Genomic DNA, 22781 nt, shown 5'->3' on the forward strand with positions numbered 1-22781 from the left:
CTCGTGGGTCCAGGTCTGAACGGGTCCATCACCGTTCACGACTCCACGAACCCTACGGAGGCCACCCTGCGCTCGGCCCGGGCCCAGGGGCCCAGACCTGGGCCTAATCATCGCGGTCCCACGGGCCCAGCCACGCCAGGATCGCCTCCGACCGGTTGCGCACCTGCATCTTGGCGAACACGCTGTTGATGTGGTTCTTCACGGTCTTCTCGGCCACGAACAGCCGCGCGGCGATCTCCGGGTTGGTGCAACCCTCTGCCAGGAGGGTGGCCACCTCCGCCTCCCGGGCGGAGAGCCCGAAGTCCGGCCTGCCGACCTCCCGGGCCGGTGCCACCGCGAGCGTCGACCGCATCGCGGCCACCGCCGGTGCCGAGAGGGGGAAGGCGCCGTCGTCCACCATGAGGATCGACCGCTCCAGGCCGGTCGCCGTGAAGTGCCCGTGCACGAGGTACCCGAGGGCCCCCTCGGCCAGGGCTGCCCGCACCACGTCCGGGCTGTCCGAGTAGGTCAGCATCAGCACCGAGGTCACGTCGCGAATCGCCACGAGGACCTCGATCCCGTCCCGGCGGGGCATCCGGACGTCGAGGAGCGTGACGTCCGGCCGGCAGCCGCGGACCATCGCGATCGCCGCCTCGCCGTCGCCCGCCTCGCCGACGAAGGTGAGGGCCTCGGACGCCTCGACGATCGCCCGCAGCCCCATCCTGACGACCGGGTTGTCGTCCACGATCCCGACCGACACCGTCCCCGTGGTCGAGCGCGCGTCCACGTCCTGGGCGCTCATCCGCGCGCTCCGGCCGACGCCACCTTCGCACCGGCACCCTGGGGAGCGAGAGGCGTGGGCAGCGGGCCCGGGTACCCGTCGGCAGCCGCGGTGGCGCCACCACCCGCGGCCGCCAGGCCCACGCTCACGGTGGTCCCACGGGCCGGTGCCGAGCGGATCGTCAGCTCGAGACCCGCGACCCGCGCCCGCTCCGCCATGCCCGTCAGCCCGTAGTGCCTCGGTGGGCTGGTCCCGTCCGGTGCGGGGACGAAGCCACGTCCGTCGTCCTCGACCTCGACGCCGACCCGACCGTCACGCCCCACGAGACGCACGACCAGCCGGTTCGCCTCGGCGTGACGGCGAGCGTTCTCGAGCGCCTCCTCGACGATCGCCAGCAGCTCGTAGCGCGCATCCGTCGAGATGTCGACGAACCCGTCGACCGTGAAAGTGCACGTCACCCCCGTCTCCTGCTCCCAGGCGGCGCACCGCTCCCGCAGGACCTCGACGAGCGGCCTGTCCGGCTGGTCCGCCCGCAGCCGGACCAGGATCTGGCGAGCCTCCTGCGCCGCGCGCTCGGCGCCGTCCGCGAGCGCGGTCGCGTAGTACGTGGCCGCGCCGGGGTCGCGCGCCAGGATGCGGGGCAGCGCCTCCGCGCCGAGCGAGATCCCGTGCAGCGTCTTGCCGAGCGAGTCGTGCATCTCCCGGGCGAGCCGTGCCCGCTCGTCGGCCGAGGCCGAGGCGAACCTCGCCTCCGCGACCAGACGCACCGCCTCCGCCTGCGCGTCGTGCGCGTGCCGCACGGCGCCGCCGACGACGATCAGCCCCACGTACAGGGTCGGCACCCCCATGGCCGTCATGAAACCGAGCTCGCCGAAGTCGCCGACCACCGCCGCGAGGAGGTACCCGGCGACCAGGACGATGCCGCACGCCGACGCGATCACGGGACGGAACAGGAACCCCACCACGAGCGCCGACGACATGGTCGCGATCACGAGCGGGCTCTCGACGCCCACGAGCGCGACCACGGCGAGCGACAGGAGCACGTCGGTCACGCACACGAACGGGTGGCGGGCGACGAACGACGCGACCGCGGGAGAGAGCAGCAGCGCCAGGCTCGCCCCGCTCATCGCCAAGGAGCACGCGAGCACCGTCGCGGTCAGGGGCTCCCCGACCAGCCCGACGAAGGCCATGAGGATCGAGATCAGGCGGACGAGCATGGCGATGCCCAGCAGCCGTCGGCTGAACTCGTCCTGCCAGACGGTGCCCGTGCGCATCAGATGCTTCCCAGCAAGGACCCGAAGTCCACGTCCATGCCCAGGACCAGACCCACGACGATCAGGATCATCGCCGCGGGGAGCAGGACCACGGAGGTCACGAGCGTCACGCGCGGTGCCGTCTTCGCAGCCGCCTGGCGCTGCCGCTGCGCCGAGGCCCGGCGGACGTCGTCGGCGATCTGCCGGAGCGACTCGGCCAGCGGTGCGCCGAGCTCCTGGGACTGGAGCAGGGCCGAGACGAACTGTGCGACCGACTCCGACGAGGACCGTCGGCGCATGTCGTCGAACGCGTCGCGCACCGAGGCGCCGTTGGCGATCTGGTGGAGCGTGAGCATGACCTCGTCGGCCAGCGGGCCCTCGAACCGTGAGGACACCCGCGCCAGAGCGGCCCGGAAGTTCACCCCGGCCATGACCGTGACCGCGAGCACGTCGAGGAAGTCCGGGAGGTCGCGGTCCATCTGCTCCCGGCGCTTGCGCTGCGCACCCGCGACGCGCCCCATCGGCAGCAGGACAGGCACGGCGAGGCACAGCGGCACGTACAGGAAGCTGCCCTGGAGGACGAACAGGAGCACCAGGGGCGAGATGATCAGGCCCCACGTGGCGCACTCCTGGAGGAAACCGTCGACCGTGAGGCCGCCCGGACGCCCTGCCTCGTCGATCCGGCGCTGGAGCCCCTCGACCCGACGCGCGCCGAGGACCCTGCGCAGCCGGGGCACCTGCCCCCTGGCGATCCTTGCCAGAGGTCCCTCGCCCTGGGCACGCCGACGCTGCTCCTTGCGGAGGAGCTCGAGGTCGTCGACGTGCAGGATGTCCAGCGCGTCCGACCGGACCTCCCTCAGGCCCACGAGCAGGAGGACCACCGCCGCGGCGGCCAGGGCCGCGGTCACGAGCACGAGCGCGCCCGTCACCCGTCGAACCTCGTCATCCGACGGATCAGCAGGAACCCGGCGACGAACAGCGAGCTGGCGACCAGGAGCGCGGCCCGGCCCGACCAGCTCGCCAGCATGGCGTCGACCGTGCCCGGCTGGATCATGTTGAGCAGGAACAGCAGCCCGAAGCCCAGCACGATGACCATGTACCCGGTCGCCGTGGACTGTGCGAGCGTCGTCATGATCTCCCTGCGCGTCTCCTTGCGCTCCTCGAGCGTCTCGGCGATGTCGCGCAACGCCGAGACGAGCGACCCGCCCGAGCGTGCGCTCACGAGGAGGGTCGAGACGAGGACGGCGACCTCCCGGGACGGGACGCGCTCCTCGAGGTCGTCCATCGCGCTGTCGAGGCTCGCCCCGAAGCGCATCCTCGACGCGACGCGCGCGAGCTCCGGGCCCGCGGGGGCCTGCAGCTCGGCGGCGGCGACGGCGATCGCACCGGCGATGGACAGGCCCGCGCTCGTGGCGTTGGAGAGCACGCGCGCGAGCTCGGGCATCTGCGCGACGAACTGCTCGCGGCGCCGCTCCCGCGCACGCCCCAGCCACCACCGGATGCCCCCGACCACGGCCGCGATCCCCAGGAGCCCGAACAACGGGGCGAGGCCGATCGCGAGGACCCAGCCGACGGCGAGGCCGCCGGCGACCGCCACCGAACCCACGGTCAGCGGCCGACGGTCCTCCTCGCCCGCCAGCACGAGCTGGCGCTCGACCCATCGTCCCGGCGGGGTCCTGCGGAAGTAGCGGTCCCACTGGTCGATCCGCCCGGTGAGCGTCGCGCTGTCCCCCGAGTCGAGCGCGGCGACGAGCGCCCGCCGACGGAAGGACACGGCCGCGAGGTCCACGAGGCCCGCCACGAGGAAGGCGCACAGCGCGCACGTGAGGACGAACAGGACGAGGAGGATCATCGCGCGCTCCTCTGCAGGGCGTCCTCGACCACCGCGGTCTCCCCCGCGATCCGCAGCCGGTCGAGCACCCGGGACGGCACGTCGTGGACCACGAAGCGTCCGCGTCCGCCGCGGTCGTTCACGGCCTCGGGGTCCCAGCGCATGAGCGGCTCGACCCGGAAGTCCTCCCGGTGCCGCGACGCGACCCAGTCGACCGCCACGACCCGACGGGTGCCGTCGGACCCGCGCAGGAGCTGCACGACGATGTCGACCGCGTTGTTCACCTGGTCGCGCAGCGCGTGGAACGGGACCTCGACGTCGCTCATCGACGCCAGCGTCTCGAGCCGGATGAGCGCGTCGACCGTGGTGTTCGCGTGGACGGTCGCGAGCGATCCCTCGTGCCCGGTGTTCATCGCCTGCAGCATGTCGAGGGCCTCGCCGCCGCGGACCTCACCGACGATGACCCGGTCGGGACGCATGCGCAGGGCGTTGCGGACGAGGTCACGGATGGTGACGGCGCCACGGCCCTCGACGTTCGCCGGTCTGGTCTCGAGGCGCACCACGTGCTCCTGCGAGAGCGAGAGCTCGGCGGCGTCCTCGATCGTGATGATGCGCTGCCGGGGCTGGATGAAGGCCGACAGCGCATTGAGCAGCGTCGTCTTCCCGGACGACGTACCACCCGAGACGACGATGTTCAGCCGAGCCCGGACGCACGCCGCGAGCAGGTCGGCGGTGCGCTGGTCGAGGCTCTGACGGTTGAGCAGCTCGTCGAGGCCGTACGCCTTGGGGAAGAGACGGATCGTGACCGTCGGGCCGTCGAGGGCGAGCGGGGGCAGGACCACGTGGACACGGGCGCCGCGCGGCATCCGCTCGTCCGGGGGAAGCCGGGCGTCGACCATGGGGCTCGACTCGTCGACACGGCGGTTGACGGTCGACACGATGCGGTCGATCGTCTGCCGGAGCTGCTCCTCCGAGGTGAAGGCCGCAGCCGCGCGCTCGACCTGGCCGAACCGCTCGACGTAGATCGTGTCGTGCCCGTTGATCATGATCTCCGAGACCGTCTCGTCCGCGAGGAGCGGTTCGAGGACGCCGAGACCGACGGACTCGTCGACGACACGGCGGATGAGCGCGTTGCGCTCACGGGTCGTGAGGATGACCCCCTCGGTCGAGACGAGGTGCGCCACGACCCGTTCGAGCCGGATCCTGCGCTGGGCCGCGTCGAGGCGCCCGAGCTCGTGCAGGTCGACCTCCTCGAGCAGCTTGCCGCGGAAGAGCGCGACGAGCCCCTCGTCGAGGTCGCTCCGGCTCGACGACGTGGTGGTCGCCGCGGGGCGGGCCGAGCTCCACTCGGCGAACCCGCCCCTCACGAGATCGTCCCCGGCATGGTCGCCTCACGCTGGACGGTCATGGAGGGGAACACCGCGATCCTCGGCACCTCGACCTGGAGGACGACCCGCTCCCCCTCGACCCGGAGGCTGTGCACGCTCAGCCCGCTGGGGAGCGACGCCTCGACCGCGGCCGCGACGGGCCGGTCGAGGCTCTTGGCACGCGCCCCGTCCCGCACGGCCTGGTTGGCACCGGCGACCGCCCATGTGAAGGCGCACAGCTGGAGCAGCACGAAGAGCGTCACGACGACGACCGGCAGCATGCCGAGGATCTCGATCGTCGAGCTTCCTCGCTCCTTGTCGCGCCTCACGGCTCGGTCACCACCTGTCGCTCGACCGTGAGCGTCCAGGGCGTCGGCAGGAGGCCGGGCGCGAGGAGCGGGACGTTCGTCGTGACGGACACGTCGACCGTCCCGTTCCCCTGTCCTGACAGGGCGATCCTCATGTCGTCGGTGACCCCGGAGGGGATGTCCTCGAGGGCCAGCGCCCGGGCACCGGCTCCGTCCCACGGGTCGACGGCCGCGGCCCTGGCGGCGAGGGAGGCCGCGTGGCCCGTCCACACGTAGGTCAGGCCGGCTGTGGCGAGCTGCACCAGGACGACCGCGACCAGCAGCAGGACCGGAAGCGTGCCGAGCATCTCGATCGACGCCGATCCGCGTTCCCGGGCGCCGGCCCGCGCCGCGCGCCGGGGGGCACGAGCCGTCCGGGCCTCGCGGGGCGGCCGGGCTGCGGCGGGAGCGTCGTCGTCCTGCGCGAGCGCACGGTCCACACGGAGCTCTCCGGCGAGCGCACGGAGCGCGCTCCACCAGCCCTGGTCCTCCACGAGGCCGGGCGACCGCGTGTTGACCGCCGCCTCGAGGCGGCGGCCGAGGTGCGGGACCGTCGTCTGGAGGACGGGCGCGGGAGAGAGCTGGCGGACGGCGTCGAACTGGATCTCGTCACCCTTCGAGCGACGGTTGACGAGCACCTTGACGGCGTCGGGCTTGCGGGCGCCGAACGACTCCCACCAGCCCAGGTCCCGTCGCAGGCCGCGCAGGCTCACGAGGTCCGGGGTGACGACCTGCACGACCTCGTCGGCGATCTCGACGAGCGCGACCTGGACGGGCGTCACGTGCGACCCGGCGTCCACGAGGACCAGGTCGTACTGCTGGCGCAGCAGGTAGACGATCTGGCGGACCGCGGTGGGGGTCACGAACTCGACCTCGCGGACGTCCTCGGGCGGGAGCAGGAGGTGCAGCCCGGACTCGTGCTCGAACATCGCGTCGGCGACCGTGCGCGGCGACAGGTCCTCGGCGACCTTGGCCAGGTCCGCGATCGAGGTCCGGTACGCCGCGGGGAGGTAGCTCGTGAGGTCCCCCTTCTCGAGGTCCGCGTCGACCACCGCGACCTTGAGGTCCGGCGTCCTGCGGCGCAGGTCCCAGGCCAGGTGCGTGAGGAGCGCCGTCGTCCCGACGCCTCCCTTCGACCCGGTCGCGACGACGACGGTCGCCCGGCCCCGTGCGCTCGTGCCGCCCGCGCGGGTCGCGTCGAGCATGGCCTCCATCTGACGGGACCACTCGAGCGCGTTCTGGACCCGCTGCTGGACCGCGTCGAACGACAGCGGGTAGGTGAGCACGCCGCGGGCCCCGGCGTCCATGGCCGCCGCGAGGACCTCGGGGTCGGGGTCGCTCGCCACGACGACCGACACGGTCGCGGGGCGGCGCACACCGAGGTCACGGACGACCTCGTGCACCGACAGGGGACCGATCTGGTCGTGCACGAGGACCGCGTTGGGCTCGTGCGTGGTGACCATCTCGACGAGCTCGGTCGTGGTCTCCGCGAGACCCACCACCTCGACGTCACCGACCTCGGCGAGCTGCGACCGCAGCTCGTAGGCGAGCGACTGGTCGGCGCACGCGATGACGACGGTTCCGGGCATCAGCGGTCTCCTTCTGGGATGGCGGTGCCGCCGAGGTCGCCGGCGTCGAGGTCGTCGAGCTCACCGGTGCGGTCCTCCGCGCTGCCGGTGGGCAGCCCGACGAGCCGGACCTCCTGGGCGAAGGCGGCCGCGTAGGTCACGGCGAGGGCGTCGTTGGGCTTGAGTGCGAGGGTCACGGGGATCACGGTCTGCTGTCCCGTGGCGCTCTCCTCGTCGACCTGGACCTGGCTGCCGGCGACGGACACGACCCGCACGCTGCGCACGAGCACCTGCACCTGCTTGGGCAGCCCGGGGACGTCGCCGAACACGGCGTACACGTCGACGTAGTCGCCCGGGACCACGCGGCCGGCGAGGCCCGTGACCGCGTCGACGTTGATCGCGAGCTCACGCTCGTCGGCGTCGAGGTCCGAGGGCGGGACGAGCAGGTCCGAGGTGATCATCGTGCCCTCGTCGAGGTTCACGCCGATCCGACGGCCGAGGAGCGCCTCCTGGTCGAGCATCGCGTTGTCGGAGACCCATCGCCGGGGGACCTCCTCCGCGACGAGCGACGCCTCCGTGACCTCGCTGTAGGCGGGCAGGGCCTCTGCCGAGCGGTACACGGTCACCAGCGCCCCGACCCGCGAGCTGACGCTGCCCACGTAGAGGGCGACGGCCGCGAAGACGACGACCGCCATCAGTGCGGCCAACAGGATGAAGAGAACGCCTCTTCGCTGCCGTGGGTTCACAGGGTGCCTCCAGCTGAGCTCATCAGGACCGGTGCGACCCGGCAGTACGGGCAGAACTTCTCGAGCAGCGAGGACCCGCAGACCGTGCACTCGCCGGTGACGGGGCCGAGGGCCGAGAGCAGGGCGGCGCTGTTCGCGGGGAGCGCTGCGGCCTCGAGCGCGCGCGGCGTCCCGAACCGCTCGACGGGGTCCAGCACGAGCCAGTCGGGCGCGACGGTCTCGCTCGCGCCGACGGTGCGCAGGAGGTCCGCGCGGGCGCCGTCCGGCGCCTGCCCGTGGGCGACCGTGAGGACCGGCCAGCCCTGGCCCGTGCGAGGGCGGGTCGCTCGCGCGCTCGCGACCGCGCGGCCGGACGCCTCGCTCAGGGTGACGACGAACCCGTGCCGCGGGCGGAACCAGGAGGCGACGTGCTGGCCCAGGGACGGAGCCGGCGAGGTCAGCCCCACGACGCTCGCGGTCCAGGCCCCGCTCCACGTCTCGGCGGCGATCGCGTCGACCAGCGCCGGGACCACCCCCGCGTCGACGGGGGCGTAGGCGGCCTCGCGCGCCACGAGCACGACCGCGGCGGGGCCGTGCGGCAGCAGGCGCGTCGCGACCGACAGCCCGGCGTCGGACAGGGCGGCGGCGGCGCTCAGGAGCGGGCGCTCGTGCCGCTGCTCCCCGACGATCACCACGGGACCGGTGTCCTGGAGACGCTCGACCCAGCCGCGCAGGTCCTTCGTGTCCGGGACCACGAGGCGATCGTTGCGGAGGCGGTCGACGAGCTCGGGCTGGGACGGGACGAAGGCGCACACCGTTGCGCGTGACATAGGCTCCCCTGGCTCCATGAGTATTTCTGTTCCTGCCGGTGCGCGAGATTCGCCCGCTGCACGCATCGCATCGCGTCGCGACCCTCGGCGACCGCCACCGGCACACTGCGAGAATTTCGTGCGCCCGGGCAAGCACCACGGCGGCGCCGAGCATAGAAGCGAATGCCACGAAAGGAAAACCCGTGTCACAGAGTGGCCCTTCGACCTTCCTGCTCGTCGACGACAGAACGGTTTCTTCGCTCGAAATAGCTGAAACATGGATAAATCGGGCCCGAGGGCTCTTGTTTCGCGGCACGATTCCCGACGCTCTGCTGCTCCGGCCGTGCACCTCGGTGCACGGCGCATGGATGCGCGTCCCCCTCGACGTCGCCCTGCTCGACCCCGGGTACCGCGTCCTCGCGGTGCACCGTCTGCGCCCGTGGGGCATGACCCGGCCCCGGCACGGTGTCGCGGCCGTGCTCGAGGCCCCCGCGTCGTCGTTCGAGCGGTGGGGTCTCGCGGTCGGGAGCAGGGTCGCGGTCGGCTGACGCGGGCTGCGGCGCGAGCCGTCGACGCGTCCGCGTACTGTTCGCGCATGCCCTCGACGCTCCGTCGCGCGATCAGCGAGATCACCCCGTACCGCACCCCCGTCCTCGTGGCCGCCGTGCCTGCCGCGGTCTGGGCCGTCTGGGCGAGCGGTCCGGGCTGGTCCACCCCCACGCTCGTCGTCCTCGCCGTCGCGAGCACGGCGCTCTTCGCGATCGACGCCTCGACGCACCGCCTCCCGGACGCGATCGTCGGCCCGACGGCCGCGGTCGTGGCCGTCCTGCTCACCGTCGCGGCACTGGCCGACGGCGCGTTCGACGCCCTGCTGCGCGCCGCGCTCGGCGGTCTCGCACTCGGCGGGGCCTACCTGGCGCTGCACCTCGTCAACCCGGCCGGCCTCGGGTTCGGCGACGTCAAGCTCGCGGGGATCCTGGGCGCCGTCGGCGCCTGGTACGGGTGGCCCGTCCTGTGGGGCGTCGCGCTCGTCCCGTTCCTCGTGGGAGGGCTGGCCGCCGTGGCGCTGCTCGCCTCGCGACGCGCGTCGCGCACGACCGCGATCGCGTTCGGCCCGTACATGCTGGTGGGCGCAGCGCTGGCCCTCACGGGGGCGCGGCTGGGGCTGCTCGCCTGACCCCCGGGGGCCTCACGTACCGAGCCGGATCGCCACGATGCCCACCACCGCGCAGACCGTCGCCGTGACCCGCCGGGCGCTGAGCGGCTCCCGGAACACCAGGTAGCCGATCGCTCCGGCGGCGAGCACCCCCGTCTCCCGCAGCGCGGAGACGACCGCGAGCGGCGCGATCGACTGGGCCCAGACGACGATCGTGTAGGCGACGAGCGAGAGCGCACCGCCGAGCGCTCCCATCCGCGCGTGGCTGCGCAGCCCGCGCACGAACGCCTTCCGGTCACGTGCCAGCACCAGGCACGTGACCGGGATCGAGACCCCCTGGAGCAGGAACAGCCAGGCCGCATAGCCGAGCGGCTCCCCCGAGAGGCGCACCCCGACGCCGTCGAGCACCGAGTACGCCGTGATGGTGAGGCCGACCACGACCGAGATGAGCGTGCCCCCGGTCCTCGCGCGCGCCGCGGGCGTCCACGCCAGCGCGAGCAGCGCCAGCGCGACGACCGCCACGCCCGCGAGCTGCACCGGGGTCATCACCTCGCCCAGGAAGGTCGTCGAGACGAGGGTGATGCCCAGCACCGCGATGCCCCGCGTGAGGGGGTAGGCGCTGCCGAACTCCGACCTCGCGTAGGCCGCCGTGAGCAGCAGGAGATAGAGCGTCTGCACGGCGGCCGAGACGAGCAGGTACGGCCAGGCCGCCCGGTCGGGGAGCGGCAGCACCAGGCAGCCGATCCCCCCGACGACGAGGTACACCAGCGCGATCAGCGTCGAGGAGACCAGACGGGCAGGTATCGCCTTGGCGATCGCGTTCCAGGTGCCGTGCAGGAGCGCGGCCCCGAGGACGACGAGGACGACCGACCCGGTCACCGTGCGAGGCCCGGTGCCACCCCGACGCCGGAGCCCGGCTCCGTGCGGACCGCGCGGATCAGCACGGCCTGCTCAGGACGCAGCGCGGGCATCACGACGCCGGCCGTCGCGAGGACGGCGCCGCTCAGGAAGACCGGCCCGTCGCCCCACCACGGCGCGGGGTCGGCTCCGTGCGGGACCCCGCCGACGCGGACGGGCTCGACGCGGTAGGTCGCCCCGGCGTCGAGCCCGGGGAGCCGGATGCGTCCCGGGCTCGCCACGGCTGCCCGCGTGAGCGAGACGTACGAGTACAGTCCCTCCGCACGGTCGGGCGCCACGACACCGTGGAGGGCGAGCGAGGCGTCCGGGTGGTCGAGGCGCACGAGGTCACCGCCGTGCAGCAGCCCCCGGTGCTCCTTGTGGAACGCGATCCACTCCCCGAGCTCGGCGAGCTCGGCGGCGCTCGCCGAGCGCAGGTCCCACTCGACACCCAGGTGCCCGAACAGCGCGGTGATGGCGCGGAACGACAGCTCCTGGACCCTGCCCGTCGTGTGGGAGGCCCCCGACGCGACATGGGCGCCGACGAGCTCGGGCGGCACGAGCTGGCCCGTCCACCGGTTGATCTGCTGACGTTCGAGCGGGTCGTTGTCGTCGGACGCCCAGATGCGGTCGGTGCGCTCGAGCACCCCGAGGTCGACGCGCCCACCGCCCGACGAGCACGACTCGATCTCCAGGCCCGGGTACCGGGACCTCAGCTCGTCGACGAGCCGGTAGAAGGAGAGGGTCTGCTCGTGCACGCCTGGTCGTCCCGCCGGACCGGTGCCCGCGTCGACGAGGTCGCGGTTGTGGTCCCACTTGACGTACGCGATGTCGTACTCGTCGAGGACCGCGCACATCGCGTCGCGGACGTGGGCGTAGCACTCCGGGATCCCGAGGTCCAGGACCTGCTGGTGGCGCGACTCCACGGGCAGCCGGCCGCCGGTCGCCATGATCCACTCGGGGTGCGCTCGCGCGAGGTCCGAGTCGACGTTGACCATCTCGGGCTCGAACCAGAGCCCGAACTGCATGCCCAGCCCGCGCACGTGGTCGACGAGGGGGTGCAGTCCCTGGGGCCACACGTCCGGCGAGACGAACCAGTCGCCCAGGCCGGCGCGGTCGTCACGACGCCCGCCGAACCAGCCGTCGTCGAGCACGAAGCGTTCGACGCCGATCTCGGCCGCGCGATCAGCGAGGTCGCGCAGGACGTCGACGTCGTGCGCGAAGTAGACGGCCTCCCACACGTTGAGCGTGACGGGACGCGGCGAACGAGGGTGCTGAGGGCGAGCGCGCAGGTGCCGGTGCGTCCGTCGCGCCGCGTCGTCCAGGCCGGCCCCGTAGATGCCGTGGACCCACGGGCTCGTGTACCGCTCGCCGCGGGCGAGGCGCACCTCGCCCGGCAGGAGCAGCTCGCCGCCACCGAGCAGCTGCTCGCCGCTCAGCACCCGTTCGACCTGGTGGACGTGGTTGCCCGACCAGCCGGTGTGCACGCCCCAGACCTCGCCGTGGCCGAACCCGAACCCGGGTGTGCCGACCGAGAGCACGGTCGCCGCGTCGAGCCCGGTCCGCCCCCGGCGCCCCTCGCGCCGGTGCGCCCCGACCGTCACGGTGCTGCGCTGCGGTGCCCGCTCGCCGCCCCACCGGCCCGCCAGGTCGAGGATCTCGCTCGCCACGGGCGGGGTGGGCAGGCTCAGCAGCAGCTCGTCGAGCTGGTAGGGGCCCTCGCCCGTGTTCTCGATCTCGGCGCGCACCCGCACCACCCCGGCCGCCGAGAGCTCGACCGTGAGCACCAGGGCGAGCTCGGCGTCGTCGTCGACCGCGGTCGCCACGAGCGTGCCGGCCGCGCGGTCGACGACGGTGGGGGCACCGGGCGCGAACAGCTCGTCGCCGTCGAGCCGTGCCGAGGTCCTGCGCCAGCGCGGCGACCAGGCGCTGCCTGCACGCGACCCGCTGAGGCCCGGTCGGCCCATCCACCCTCGCGAGTGCTCGGGCAGGATCGCGACCAGCACCGGCACGTCGACCTCGCTCGCGCCGACCGGCAGGACCGCGGTCCGCCGCAGCGCGTCGAACCCGCGCTCGTCGAGGGCACCGCAGTCGGCGCCCCAGTGCACGACGGAGGGCAGGGCGTCGCCGGTCAGGTCGAGGGCGAGCGCGACTCCGCCGGAGCGCAGGATCAGGCCGTGGCCTGGTCGGTCGATGGTCATCGGGGACCTCTCTGTGGGTGAGGAGCTGGAGCGTGGAGTCTTTCGGGACGACGCGGGACGGGCCGAGCCGCATCCGCTAGTGTTTGCGTCATCATGGAGTCTTCAACGAGCACTTCGTCGGGAGCCGACACTCCCCCCCGACCGCGCGCGTCGATCAACGACGTCGCCCGGCACGCCGGCGTCTCGGCGCAGACCGTCTCGCGCGTCGCGAACGGCCAGGCGAACGTCCGGCCCGCGACCCGCGAACGGGTCAAGGCCTCGATGCAGGCGCTCGGGTACCGCCCCAACAGCGCGGCCCGCAACCTGAAGTCGGGCAGGTTCCGCAGCATCGGGTTCGTGACGTTCAACCTCGCCACGCTCGGTACCGAGCGCACGCTCAACGCCATCGCGGAAGCGTCCGAGGCCGCCGGGTACACGACCACGCTGCTGCCGGTCAACGCCCCGACCCAGCTCGACGTGGCCGGCGCCTTCAGCCGGCTCGAGGAGCAGGCCGTCGACGGCATCATCCTCGTGATGTCGGCCGAGGTGGAGTCCCTCGACGAGCTGAAGCTCACCGCGGGGCTCCCGGTCGTGATCGTCGACTCCGACGCCAACCTGCCCTACACGATCGTCGACACCGATCAGGAGCAGGGTGCTCACATCGCCCTGCAGCACCTGCTCGACCTCGGGCACCGCGACATCGTGCACATCTCCGGACCGCCGACCTCGTTCTCCGCCAAGCGCCGTGCCGCCGCGTACCGGCAGGTCATGACCGAGGCCGGCCTGCCGGCGCGCCCGGTGCTCGTCGGCGACTGGACCGCGAGCTCGGGGCGCGAGCTCACCCGCGAGCTCCTCGCGTCCGAGCAGCCGCCCACCGCGGTGTTCGCCGGCAACGACCAGATGGCCCTCGGCGCGATGCACGCGATCCACGAGCGCGGCTGGGGCGTCCCCGCGGACGTCAGCGTGGTCGGCTTCGACGACACGGACGACGCGGCGTCGTACTGGCCGGCCCTGACGACCGTGCACCAGAACTTCGACGACGTCGGCCGCCACGCGACGAGGCTCCTGCTCTCGCTGATCGACGGCCGACCGAGCGAGAAGCACAAGATCCTCATCCCGACCCGGCTCGTCGTCCGCGACAGCACGGGCCCCGTCCGCGGCGCGTAGCCCCCCGCGCACCGCCGTCACGCCTCCGTCGGGCCCAGCTCGGGGCGCGCCACGAACCGCGCGGTGGCCGCCAGGGCCCCGATGGTCTCGAGGACGATCACCTCGTTCTCCCCCGCCCGGGTCACGGGCGCCGGGACGTACGAGGTCCGCTGCGGCCCGCGGCTCCAGTAGCGGCCGAGGTTGAAGCCGTTCACCCAGACGACGCCCTTGCCCCAGCCGTGCAGGTCGAGGTGGAGATCGGCGGGTCCGTCGAGCACGAACGTGCCCCGGGCGAACGCCGGTCCGCTGACCGCGGGCCCCGGAGCCGTCGGACGGTCGGATCCCGCGCGTCCGGCCGAGGCGCACGCGAGCGCATCCCTGACCGGGTCGAGGTCGTCGAGCCGGACGCGTCCCGCGGTCCACTCGACGATCTCGGTGCCGTCGAGGGTGGCCGGTCCGACGAGCCCCTTGACCTCTCCCAGCCGGGGACCGTAGTTCACCCCGCCGAGGTTCTCGACGAGCACCGTGAGCTCCCCCCTGGCGTCCCAGGGCAGGGGAAGCAGCCGTTCGTGGAGCTCGCGGTCGAGCGTGCCCACCAGCGCACCGTCCAGGAAGACCTGGGCGCGGTCGCGCACCTCGGCGAACGCGAGCAGGCCCCCGTGCTCGACGCGGGCCGAGTACCAGGTGAACCCGCGCGCGGAGCCCAGCTCGGTCGCGTCGGGCAGGTGGTCGAAGCGTCGTGGGTCGATCACCGGGACGGACCAGAGCGGCACGCTGCGGTCGAGCTCCACCTCGAGCACGGGGGCGTCGATCCGTTCCTCCGGTCGCTCCTCGGGCACGGGCGCGTACTTCGCGATCACCTCGCGGAAGCGCCAGTACTTCTCGGTCGGCGTGCCGTCCTCGGCGAGCGGTGCGTCGTAGTCGTACGAGGTCGCGATGGGACGATAGGTGCCCTTGTCGTTGGCACCGTTCGTGAACCCGAAGTTCGTGCCGCCGTGGAACATGTAGACGTTGACCGAGGCTCCTGCAGCGAGCATGTCGTCGAGCTCGCGCGCCGACTCCTCCGCGGAGGCCGTGTGGTGGATCTCGCCCCAGCTGTCGAACCAGCCGCACCAGAACTCCGAGCACATCAGCGGGCCGCGGGGCTGGTGCCGACGCAGGACGGCGAGCCGCTCGGTCGCCCGCGAACCGAACGAGGCCGTGCGGTGGAGCTCGGCGAGCCCACCGTTGGTGAGCATCTCGTCGGTCGGCTGGTCGACCGTGGTCAACGGCACGTCGATTCCCCGTGCGCGGGTCATCGAGGTCAGCTCCCGCAGGTAGTCGTGGTCCGCCCCGTAGGCCCCGTACTCGTTCTCGATCTGCACGAGGATCACCGGGCCGTCGTGCTGGACCTGTCGCGGTCGGACGATCGCGTAGACCTCGTCGAGGTACTCCGCGATCGCCGCGAGGTAGGCCGGGTCGCTCGAGCGCAGCGTCAGCGACGTGTCCGCGACGAGCCACGCGGGCAGTCCGCCGTCGTGCCACTCGGCGCAGATGTACGGGCCCGGGCGCACGACGGCGTACATGCCCTCGGCGCGGACGAGGTCGAGGAAGCGGCCGAGGTCGAGCTGCTCGTCGGCGCGGAACTCGCCCCGCACGGGCGAGTGCTCGTTCCACGGCACGTAGGTCTCGATCGTGTTGAGCCCCATGAGGCGGGCCTTGCGGATCCGGTCGGCCCACTGGTCGGGGTGGACCCGGAAGTAGTGGATCGCGCCCGCGAGGACCCGGAACGGCGCAGCGTCGAGAAGGAAGTCTGTCTCACCGATGGCGAAGCTGGGCATGCATCATCCTGTTGTGTCGAGGAATGGCCCGCGGGGCGGTCACCGAGCCGGCGACCGCCCCGCGGAATGGTGCAGTCGCTGCTACTTGTTGACGCTGAACCCCTGCTCGTTGCCGAACGCGACGAGCGTGTCCTGCCACTCGAGGAGCGCCGCGTTGAGGTCGCCGTCCGAGCCGAGCGCCTTGCCGACGGAGTCCCCGAAGACGTTGTTGGCGTACCCCTGGTACGGCAGGTACTGCCAGCCGGGGACGACCGACTCCGCCGACGCCGCGCCGACCTCGTTCGCGGGCTGACCCGCGTAGGCGTCGAACGGGTGGTCGAGGAACTCGGGGGCGCTGAGGTCGTCGACCGTCGACGGGAAGCCCGTCGTGTTCAGCAGCGCACGCCCCTCGCCCTCGGCGAGGTACTTGAGCACCCCGGCCGCGGCGGCCTTCTTCGTGCTCTGCTCGGTGACGGCGAGCGCGCTGCCGCCGTTCTCCGCCGAGGCGGCCTTGCCGTCCCAGGTGGGGATCGGTGCGACGCGCCACTTGCCCGCGGGACCGTAGTCGTCCATCCCGCTGATCATCCAGGAGCCCATGAGGAGCGTCCCCAGCTTGTCCTGGGTGAGCGCCTTGGACCACTCGTCCGACCAGGTCGCGAGCCCGGAGAGCTCTCCGGCGGTGAGCCGTTCGCCCCAGAAGTCGGCGAACTTCTTGGTGCCCTCGTCCTGCAGGTCGATCGTGACGTCCTCACCGTCGGTCCGGAACGGCTGGCCGCCCGAGGCCCAGATCATGCTGGTGAAGAAGCCGGCGTCGCCGCTGTTCGCGATGTAGGCCTCGGGGTCCGCCGCGCGGATCGCCGCGGACGCAGCCGCGAACTCGTCCCACGTCGTCGGTGCGGCCGTCACTCCGGCCTTGTCGTACATGTCCTTGTTGTAGATCATGACCATCGGACCGGAGTCCATGGGGAGCGCGACGAGCTTGTCCTGCACGTTCACGGCGTTCCACGTGGAGGCCGTGAACGCGTCCTCGTACGACCCGAGGCCGTACCCCTCCAGGTCGGCGAGCGCCTTCCCGAGGGTCAGCTGCGGCAGGGTCTGGTACTCGACCGGCACCAGGTCGGGCGCTCCCTTGCCCGCCTTGACGGCGTTCTGCAGCTTGGTGACCACGGCGTCCGGGTTCTCGAGCTTGACGACGTCGAACGTGACGTTCGGGAACTTCTCGGAGACGCCGTCCGCGATCACCTGGGTGTCGTCCGACCAGGTCCACCACGTGAGGGTGACGTCCTCGGCCAGCGCGGCGTCGGTGTCGGTCGAGCCGCTGTCCGTCCCGGCGGTGCCGCTCCCGCAGCCCGCGAGCGTTCCGACGAGCAGTGCGCCGGCGCCGACGGCGGCGCCGAGCCGCTCCCACCGGCGAGTGGAGATTCTCTTCATTGAGGTGGTTCCTTTGCGGTTGGTAGGTGAGTTTCTGATACCGGTCGGGCCGGACTACTTGACGCTCCCGGCGGTCAACCCCGACTGCCAGTAACGCTGCAGGTAGAGGAACGCCGCGGAGATGGGGATGACGGTCAGCAGGGACCCCGTGATGACGAGGTTCGGGATGGCCTGCCCGCCGACGGAGCTCGCCTGTGCGGACCACTGCGCCAGCCCGACCGGGAGCGGGTACCACTGCGCGTCGCTGAGCATGATCAGCGGCAGGAAGTAGTTGTTCCAGGTCGCGACGACCGCGAACATCAGGACCGTGATCAGCGCCGGGGCGAGCTGTCGCAGGGCGATCACGAAGAAGATGCGGATCTCTCCGGCGCCGTCGAGCCGTGCCGCCTCGAGCAGCTCGTCGGGGATCGCGTCCCTGGCGTAGACCCACACGAGGTAGAGACCGAAGGCGCTCACCATCGACGGGATGATCACCGACCACGGCGTGTTCGTCAGGCCGAGCCCGCTGAAGAGCAGGAACTGCGGGACCGCGAGCGCGGTGCCCGGGATGGCCATCGCGCCGAGGATGATCGCGAACACCCACCGGCGGCCGGGGAAGCTGTACTTCGCGAGGCCGTAGCCCGCGAGGGTCGCGAGCAGGGTGGCTCCTCCGGCACCGATCACGACGTAGAACAGCGTGTTCATGAGCCAGCGCAGGAAGATGCCGTCCTGGTAGGTGAAGGTGTCGGCGATGTTCTGGAAGAGCGAGAACTCGCCGCTGAACCAGAACGCGAACGAGCTGTAGAGCGAGTCCATCGTCTTGGTCGAGTTCACGAGCAGCCACCACAGCGGGACGAGGCAGTACAGCAGCATCAGCGTCATGAGGATGCCGAGCGTGAGCGACGGGCGCTTGTGCCGCGGCCTCGCCGTGGTGCCTCGTGCGCCGCGCCCCGGCAGCCGACCGCTCGCGAGGCGGCTCGGCGTGCGGCCCGAGCCGTGCCGGGTCCCGACGGCGCTCATGCCCCGGCCCCCTTCTTCTCGCCGCCGAGCTGGACGAGGTAGGCCACGACCATGGTGATGACTCCCGAGATGATGGCGATCGCGGCGGCGTAGTTGAACTGGGAGCCGGCGAACGACAGGTTGAATGCGTACAGGTTCGGCGTGTAGTACGACGGGATCGAGTTCGGCGCGAGGGTCTGGAGGATCGACGGCTCGTTGAAGAGCTGGAAGCTGCCGATGACCGAGAAGACCGTGGCGATGACGATCGCTCCGCGGATCGACGGGAGCTTGATCGAGAAGATCGTCCGGAACGTGCCGGCGCCGTCGATCTCGGCTGCCTCGTAGAGCTCCTGGGGCACGGACTTCAGCGCGGAGAAGAAGATGAGCATGTTGTAGCCCACGAACTCCCACGTCACGATGTTGCCGATCGAGACCAGGATCAGGTTCGACGCGAGAGGTGAGGGCAGCTCGATCCCGAAGAAGTGGTTCAGGTCGGCGACGAGGCCGAACTGCGAGCCGTACATGTAGCCCCAGATCATGACGGCGACGACGCCGGGCACGGCGTACGGCAGGAAGATCGAGAGCCGGTAGAACGGCACCCAGCGCAGTCGGGCACTGTCCAGGGCGAGCGCGGCGAACATCGCCAGCAGCAGCATGATCGGCACCTGCACGAGCAGGAAGGCTGCGACCCTCCCCATGGCGCCCCAGAACTTCGGGTCGGCCAGCGCCTGCGCGTAGTTCGCGACGCCGACGAAGGAGTTGCCGCCCAGGAGCGTCTCGCGGAAGAGGCTGAGGTAGATCGCGTAGAAGAGCGGCGCGAGGAAGACGAGCGCGAACACGAGCATGAACGGCCCGACGAACCACCATCCGGCCCAGTCCCGGCGCACCCGGCGCCGTGGCGCCCTCGTGCCCGCGGCCGGGTGCGCGGCGGCTGCGGCCGACCCCTCGACGGACGGCCCGGCATGCGCCCGACCGGCGGCGACGAGCAACCCGCTCCCCGCCTCGTGGACGATTGACTTCTTCGACATTCGCGACCGCACTCCTTCGTGGGTGTTTGCGTTCCCAGCACGATATAAGCAACGATGATGTTTACGCAAACAGCCCGGAGCTGCCGCACGTCACGAAGGAGTAACGAATGCAGGCGACAGACCTCGACCCCTCTGTTTCCAGGGCGCGGTCCGCGCGCGGGGACACCCGCACCCCCCGCTGCGCCACCACCGTCCGGAGGTACTCGTGATCACCACCGTCCACGTCGTCTTCAAGACCCACCTCGACCTGGGCTTCACCGACACCGCCGCGAACGTCACCGACCGGTACGTGCACGAGTACCTGCCGCGCGCCGTCGCGCTGGCCGAGGAGCTCGAGCGTCGGGGCGGGCCCGCCCGGTTCCTGTGGACGACCGGCTCGTGGCTGATCCACGAGGCGCTGCGGCTCGGCGAGCCCGCGGAGCGGTCGGCCCTGGAGCGAGCGGTCCGCGCGGGCCACGTGACCTGGCACGGGCTGCCGATGACGACGCACACCGAGCTCATGGACGCCGGCCTCGTCGAGCACGGCATCGCGATCGGCCGGGCGCTCGACGCGCGCTTCGGGCACAGCACCCGGGCCGCGAAGATGACGGACGTCCCGGGGCACACGATCGGCCTCGTGCCGTTCCTCGCCCGTGGCGGCCTCGACTTCCTGCACATCGGGGTCAACGGGGCCTCGGCCGTACCGGAGGTCCCCGAGTTCTTCGTCTGGCGCGCTCCCGACGGCAGCGAGGTGGTCGTCAACTACGCGCAGAGCTACGGGGCGACCGAGCTCGGCGTGGCGGTCGTGCCCGGCGGCACGCACGCCCTCCACCTCGCGCACACGGGCGACAACTTCGGGCCTCCGCCCGCTGAGGACGTCGAGGCGCTGTTCGCCGACCTTCAGGCGGCGTACCCGGGTGCCCGCGTGATCGCCTCGACGCTCGACGCGTTCAGCCGGGAGGCGGTCGCGGCCCGGGCGAGCCTGCCGGTGCTCGAGCGGGAGATCGGCGACTCCTGGATCCACGGAGTCGCGAGCGACCCGGTGCAGACCGCACGCCTGCGGGCGCTGCTGCGTCTGCGCACCCGCTGGGTCGCGTCCGGGGACCTCGCCCCCGGCACGCCCGAGTGCGACGCCTTCAGCGACGGCCTGCTGCTCGTGCCCGAGCACACCTGGGGCGAGGACCTCAAGACCTACCTGCCCGACTACGTGAGCTACGAGAAGGCCGACTTCGCGCGTGCCCGCGCGGCCGACGTCGTCGACCCCGCCCGGAACCCCGCCGCGTTCGACGAGTACGCCTGGGCGTACACCGAGCACCCGAGCCCGCAGGGCCTCGCGTACTCCGCGTTCGAGCGCTCGTGGGCCGAGCAGCGCGCTCACCTCGACCGCGCGCTCGCGGCGCTCTCGCCCGAGCGCCGGGCCGAGGCCGAGGCCGCGATCGCCGAGACCCGTCCGGACCCCGGCGCCCGACCGGGCGGGACGCCCGTCGACCTCGATGCCGAGCAGCAGGTCGGCACCTACCGGGTCCGCCTCGGCGCAGACGGAGCGATCGTCTCGCTCGTCGACGCGGACGGCGTCCAGTGGGCTGGGCCCGAGCACCCGCTCGGGGCCTACCGCTACGAGACGTTCGACGAGCGGGACGAGGCCCGGTGGATGCGGGAGTACTGCCGGGACATGGACGAGAACGCCCTGTGGGCCGTGCCCGACCAGTCGAAGCCTGGCCTCGCGATCGCCGACCGGCTGCCGGCCACGACCTTCGCACCCCGCGTCGTCTCGGTCGAGCGCTCGGCCGACGGCACCAACGGCTCCGTCGGCACCGACGGTGCCGACGAGCTCCTGTCCGTGCACCTCGCGCTGCCCGACGCCGCGTGCGAGACGTGGGGCGCGCCGCGAGACATCCGGTTGACGTACGCCTTTCCCGCCGGGCCCGGCCCGATCACCGTGACGCTCGACCTGCAGGACAAGGACGCCTCCCGGCTGCCCGAGGCGAGCTGGCTGGGCTTCCGTCCGCGCACGGGTCCGGGCGACTGGAGACTCACCAAGATCGACACGCCGGTCGACCCGCAGCACGTCGTGCGCAACGGCAACCGCAGGATGCACGCCGTGGCGGAGGTCACGCACACCGCAGCGCGGACCTTCTCGCTGCGCCCGCTCGACGCGGCCCTCGTCGCGGTCGGGCGTCCTGCGCTCCTACGCTTCGACGACGCCGTGCCCGATCCGGAGGACGGCTTCCACGTGAACCTTCACAACAACGTCTGGGGAACCAACTTCACCATGTGGATCGACGACGACCTGCGCTTCCGTTTCCTGCTCGACCTCGGAGGTGCCCGATGACCACCGCGCTCGTGACCAGCCCCCCGGTGGTGATGGCCCCCCGCACCGACGGCTTCGAGGTCGTGTGGGGCGTGAGCCGGCTGTGCCGCGGACGGGTCGAGTGGGAGGCCGACGACGGCTCGCGCGGCCTCGTCACGGGCGACGCGTTCGGCATGGTTCCGCAGGGCGACCGGGTGCTGCGCGTGCGGGTCGGCGGGCTGCCCACGGGCGCCACCGTCCGTCTCCGGGCGGTCACCGAGGAGGTCGGCGCCGCGGGGTCGCGGCACGAGAGCGCCTGGAAGACGGCGCGCACGCTCGACGGCACGTCCGACACCGCGCGCTTCGCCGTGTGGAACGACACCCACCAACGTGAGGACACCCTGCGGGCGCTGCACGAGGCGACCCCCGAGGTAGACGTTCTCGTGTGGAACGGCGACCTCTGCAACGACTGGAAGGACCCGTCGTGGTTCACCTCGACGGTCCTCGACCCGGCCGGCCTGGACGTGAGCGACGGTCGTCCGCTCTCGATCGTCGTGGGCAACCACGACGTGCGGGGAACCTGGGCGTACCAGCTCGAGGACTTCGTGGCCACGCCGGAGGGGCGGCCGTTCACGGCGTTCCGCGTCGGTCCGGTCGCGTGCGTCGTGCTGCACACGGGCGAGGACAAGCCCGACGCTCACCCGACCTTCGAGGGCAGGGTCGCGTTCGAGCCCCTGCGCGCGGAGCAGGCCGCGTGGTTGCGCGAGGTCACGGCGCGCCCCGAGATCGCGGGCGCTCCGTACCGCGTCGTGTTCTGCCACATCCCCCTGCGGTGGGTCGACGAGAGCGTCGTCGACTACGACGCCGAGGGCTACGACTGGTTCAGTCGCGCGAGCCGCGACGCCTGGCACGACGCGCTCGTCGGGTGGGGAGCCCAGGTCGTCGTGTCGGGCCACACGCACTACCAGGCCTGGCTCCCCGCGACCGAGGAGCTGCCGTACGCGCAGCTCGTCAGCGGCGGACCGGACGCCGACCCGACGTCCGACGAGGCCGCCGCGTGGATCGACGGCGAGGCGTCGCCCGACGGGCTCGTCCTCACGATGCGCGACCTCGCCGGCACCGTGCTGCGCGAGGTCCGGCTGCCGCCGCTCGCCTGACGCGGGCTCCGCCGTCGGGCCGGCACCAGGCCGTCGACGGGCCGTCGACGGGCCGACGGCGAGGGGCCGGGTCGCACGCG

The 22781-nt window shown here is 72.3% G+C and carries 20 protein-coding genes; 5 read left to right on the forward strand and 15 right to left on the reverse strand.

All coding sequences use genetic code 11. The features are described 5' to 3' along the window. Positions 1-103 precede the first annotated feature (103 nt). Genes NHG27_RS05885 through NHG27_RS05925 form a run of 9 tightly spaced genes read right to left on the reverse strand, consistent with a single transcriptional unit; the run spans position 104 to position 8681 of the window. Positions 104-781, reverse strand: coding sequence for a response regulator transcription factor (locus NHG27_RS05885; protein ID WP_497015091.1), 678 nt, complete (start codon positions 779-781; stop codon positions 104-106). After that, positions 778-2034 (reverse strand): sensor histidine kinase, encoded by a 1257-nt coding sequence (locus NHG27_RS05890; protein ID WP_497015097.1) that lies wholly within the window; start codon positions 2032-2034, stop codon positions 778-780. The genes NHG27_RS05885 and NHG27_RS05890 overlap by 4 nt, the downstream gene beginning before the upstream one ends. Continuing rightward, on the reverse strand, positions 2034-2942 hold the full coding sequence (locus NHG27_RS05895) for a type II secretion system F family protein (protein WP_497015101.1): 909 nt from the start codon (positions 2940-2942) through the stop codon (positions 2034-2036). Before NHG27_RS05895 ends, NHG27_RS05890 begins: the two co-directional genes overlap by 1 nt. Further along, positions 2939-3865, reverse strand: a complete 927-nt coding sequence (locus NHG27_RS05900; RefSeq protein WP_497015105.1) for a type II secretion system F family protein — start codon at positions 3863-3865, stop codon at positions 2939-2941. The genes NHG27_RS05895 and NHG27_RS05900 overlap by 4 nt, the downstream gene beginning before the upstream one ends. Next, positions 3862-5211, reverse strand: a complete 1350-nt coding sequence (locus NHG27_RS05905; protein WP_193718386.1) for a TadA family conjugal transfer-associated ATPase — start codon at positions 5209-5211, stop codon at positions 3862-3864. The genes NHG27_RS05900 and NHG27_RS05905 overlap by 4 nt, the downstream gene beginning before the upstream one ends. Continuing rightward, on the reverse strand, positions 5208-5540 hold the full coding sequence (locus NHG27_RS05910; protein WP_193718385.1) for a TadE/TadG family type IV pilus assembly protein: 333 nt from the start codon (positions 5538-5540) through the stop codon (positions 5208-5210). The genes NHG27_RS05905 and NHG27_RS05910 overlap by 4 nt, the downstream gene beginning before the upstream one ends. Next, a complete protein-coding gene (locus NHG27_RS05915; protein ID WP_497015108.1) occupies positions 5537-7147 on the reverse strand; it encodes a CpaE/TadZ family protein in 1611 nt (536 codons plus the stop codon). Before NHG27_RS05915 ends, NHG27_RS05910 begins: the two co-directional genes overlap by 4 nt. Then, entirely contained in the window at positions 7147-7833 is a 687-nt protein-coding gene (cpaB, locus tag NHG27_RS05920) for a Flp pilus assembly protein CpaB (protein WP_227748030.1), read from the reverse strand. Before cpaB ends, NHG27_RS05915 begins: the two co-directional genes overlap by 1 nt. A 35-nt stretch (positions 7834-7868) precedes the next feature. Continuing rightward, positions 7869-8681: a hypothetical protein gene (locus NHG27_RS05925; protein ID WP_497015112.1), complete on the reverse strand. Its 813-nt coding sequence runs from the start codon at positions 8679-8681 to the stop codon at positions 7869-7871. 182 nt (positions 8682-8863) lie between these two features. Here NHG27_RS05925 and NHG27_RS05930 point away from each other — a divergent pair, with 182 nt between their 5' ends. Together NHG27_RS05930 and NHG27_RS05935 are read left to right on the forward strand one after the other, a co-directional pair. Beyond that, positions 8864-9208: a DUF192 domain-containing protein gene (locus NHG27_RS05930; protein ID WP_497015114.1), complete on the forward strand. Its 345-nt coding sequence runs from the start codon at positions 8864-8866 to the stop codon at positions 9206-9208. 47 nt (positions 9209-9255) lie between these two features. Beyond that, positions 9256-9837: a prepilin peptidase gene (locus NHG27_RS05935; protein ID WP_497015118.1), complete on the forward strand. Its 582-nt coding sequence runs from the start codon at positions 9256-9258 to the stop codon at positions 9835-9837. 12 nt (positions 9838-9849) lie between these two features. On the opposite strand, the gene NHG27_RS05940 is transcribed toward NHG27_RS05935, so the two are convergent. Next, the gene (locus NHG27_RS05940; protein ID WP_497015120.1) at positions 9850-10695 is read right to left on the reverse strand and encodes an EamA family transporter; all 846 of its coding nucleotides are present in this window, start codon (positions 10693-10695) and stop codon (positions 9850-9852) included. After that, positions 10692-12914, reverse strand: a complete 2223-nt coding sequence (locus NHG27_RS05945; RefSeq protein WP_497015124.1) for an alpha-galactosidase — start codon at positions 12912-12914, stop codon at positions 10692-10694. The genes NHG27_RS05940 and NHG27_RS05945 overlap by 4 nt, the downstream gene beginning before the upstream one ends. 93 nt (positions 12915-13007) lie before the next feature. On the opposite strand from NHG27_RS05945, the gene NHG27_RS05950 reads away from it, so the two are divergent. Beyond that, complete coding sequence (locus NHG27_RS05950) at positions 13008-14060, forward strand: LacI family DNA-binding transcriptional regulator (RefSeq protein ID WP_497015127.1); 1053 nt, start codon at positions 13008-13010, stop codon at positions 14058-14060. A 17-nt stretch (positions 14061-14077) separates the two neighbouring features. Here NHG27_RS05950 and NHG27_RS05955 read toward each other — a convergent pair whose 3' ends face one another. The 4 genes from NHG27_RS05955 to NHG27_RS05970 form a co-directional block, all read right to left on the reverse strand. Beyond that, positions 14078-15859, reverse strand: a complete 1782-nt coding sequence (locus tag NHG27_RS05955; RefSeq protein WP_497015130.1) for a glycoside hydrolase family 35 protein — start codon at positions 15857-15859, stop codon at positions 14078-14080. 81 nt (positions 15860-15940) lie between these two features. Further along, on the reverse strand, positions 15941-17269 hold the full coding sequence (locus NHG27_RS05960) for an extracellular solute-binding protein (protein WP_497015133.1): 1329 nt from the start codon (positions 17267-17269) through the stop codon (positions 15941-15943). Positions 17270-17323: 54 nt separating this feature from the next. Continuing rightward, a complete protein-coding gene (locus tag NHG27_RS05965; RefSeq protein WP_497015134.1) occupies positions 17324-18268 on the reverse strand; it encodes a carbohydrate ABC transporter permease in 945 nt (314 codons plus the stop codon). Then, positions 18265-19275, reverse strand: a complete 1011-nt coding sequence (locus tag NHG27_RS05970) for a carbohydrate ABC transporter permease (RefSeq protein ID WP_497015135.1) — start codon at positions 19273-19275, stop codon at positions 18265-18267. The genes NHG27_RS05965 and NHG27_RS05970 overlap by 4 nt, the downstream gene beginning before the upstream one ends. 205 nt (positions 19276-19480) lie before the next feature. Between NHG27_RS05970 and NHG27_RS05975 the strand changes: the two genes are divergently transcribed. Continuing rightward, positions 19481-21586 (forward strand): DUF5054 domain-containing protein, encoded by a 2106-nt coding sequence (locus NHG27_RS05975; protein ID WP_497015137.1) that lies wholly within the window; start codon positions 19481-19483, stop codon positions 21584-21586. Beyond that, positions 21583-22701 carry a metallophosphoesterase family protein gene (locus NHG27_RS05980; RefSeq protein WP_497015139.1) on the forward strand — a complete coding sequence of 373 codons (1119 nt, stop codon included), beginning with the start codon at positions 21583-21585 and terminating at the stop codon, positions 22699-22701. The genes NHG27_RS05975 and NHG27_RS05980 overlap by 4 nt, the downstream gene beginning before the upstream one ends. Positions 22702-22781: the final 80 nt, after the last annotated feature.

It is taken from the genome of Oerskovia sp. 140933 (assembly GCF_059651515.1).

What these genes read in the sequence shown, in the direction of transcription:
- NHG27_RS05885 (WP_497015091.1), bottom strand. Translation starts at nt 781, where the DNA reads ATGAGCGCCCAGGACGTGGACGCGCGCTCGACCACGGGGACGGTGTCG.
- NHG27_RS05890 (WP_497015097.1), bottom strand. Translation starts at nt 2,034, where the DNA reads ATGCGCACGGGCACCGTCTGGCAGGACGAGTTCAGCCGACGGCTGCTG.
- NHG27_RS05900 (WP_497015105.1), bottom strand. Translation starts at nt 3,865, where the DNA reads ATGATCCTCCTCGTCCTGTTCGTCCTCACGTGCGCGCTGTGCGCCTTC.
- NHG27_RS05915 (WP_497015108.1), bottom strand. Translation starts at nt 7,147, where the DNA reads ATGCCCGGAACCGTCGTCATCGCGTGCGCCGACCAGTCGCTCGCCTAC.
- NHG27_RS05925 (WP_497015112.1), bottom strand. Translation starts at nt 8,681, where the DNA reads ATGTCACGCGCAACGGTGTGCGCCTTCGTCCCGTCCCAGCCCGAGCTC.
- NHG27_RS05935 (WP_497015118.1), top strand. Translation starts at nt 9,256, where the DNA reads ATGCCCTCGACGCTCCGTCGCGCGATCAGCGAGATCACCCCGTACCGC.
- NHG27_RS05945 (WP_497015124.1), bottom strand. Translation starts at nt 12,914, where the DNA reads ATGACCATCGACCGACCAGGCCACGGCCTGATCCTGCGCTCCGGCGGA.
- NHG27_RS05950 (WP_497015127.1), top strand. Translation starts at nt 13,008, where the DNA reads ATGGAGTCTTCAACGAGCACTTCGTCGGGAGCCGACACTCCCCCCCGA.
- NHG27_RS05955 (WP_497015130.1), bottom strand. Translation starts at nt 15,859, where the DNA reads ATGCCCAGCTTCGCCATCGGTGAGACAGACTTCCTTCTCGACGCTGCG.
- NHG27_RS05960 (WP_497015133.1), bottom strand. Translation starts at nt 17,269, where the DNA reads ATGAAGAGAATCTCCACTCGCCGGTGGGAGCGGCTCGGCGCCGCCGTC.
- NHG27_RS05965 (WP_497015134.1), bottom strand. Translation starts at nt 18,268, where the DNA reads ATGAGCGCCGTCGGGACCCGGCACGGCTCGGGCCGCACGCCGAGCCGC.
- NHG27_RS05970 (WP_497015135.1), bottom strand. Translation starts at nt 19,275, where the DNA reads ATGTCGAAGAAGTCAATCGTCCACGAGGCGGGGAGCGGGTTGCTCGTC.
- NHG27_RS05980 (WP_497015139.1), top strand. Translation starts at nt 21,583, where the DNA reads ATGACCACCGCGCTCGTGACCAGCCCCCCGGTGGTGATGGCCCCCCGC.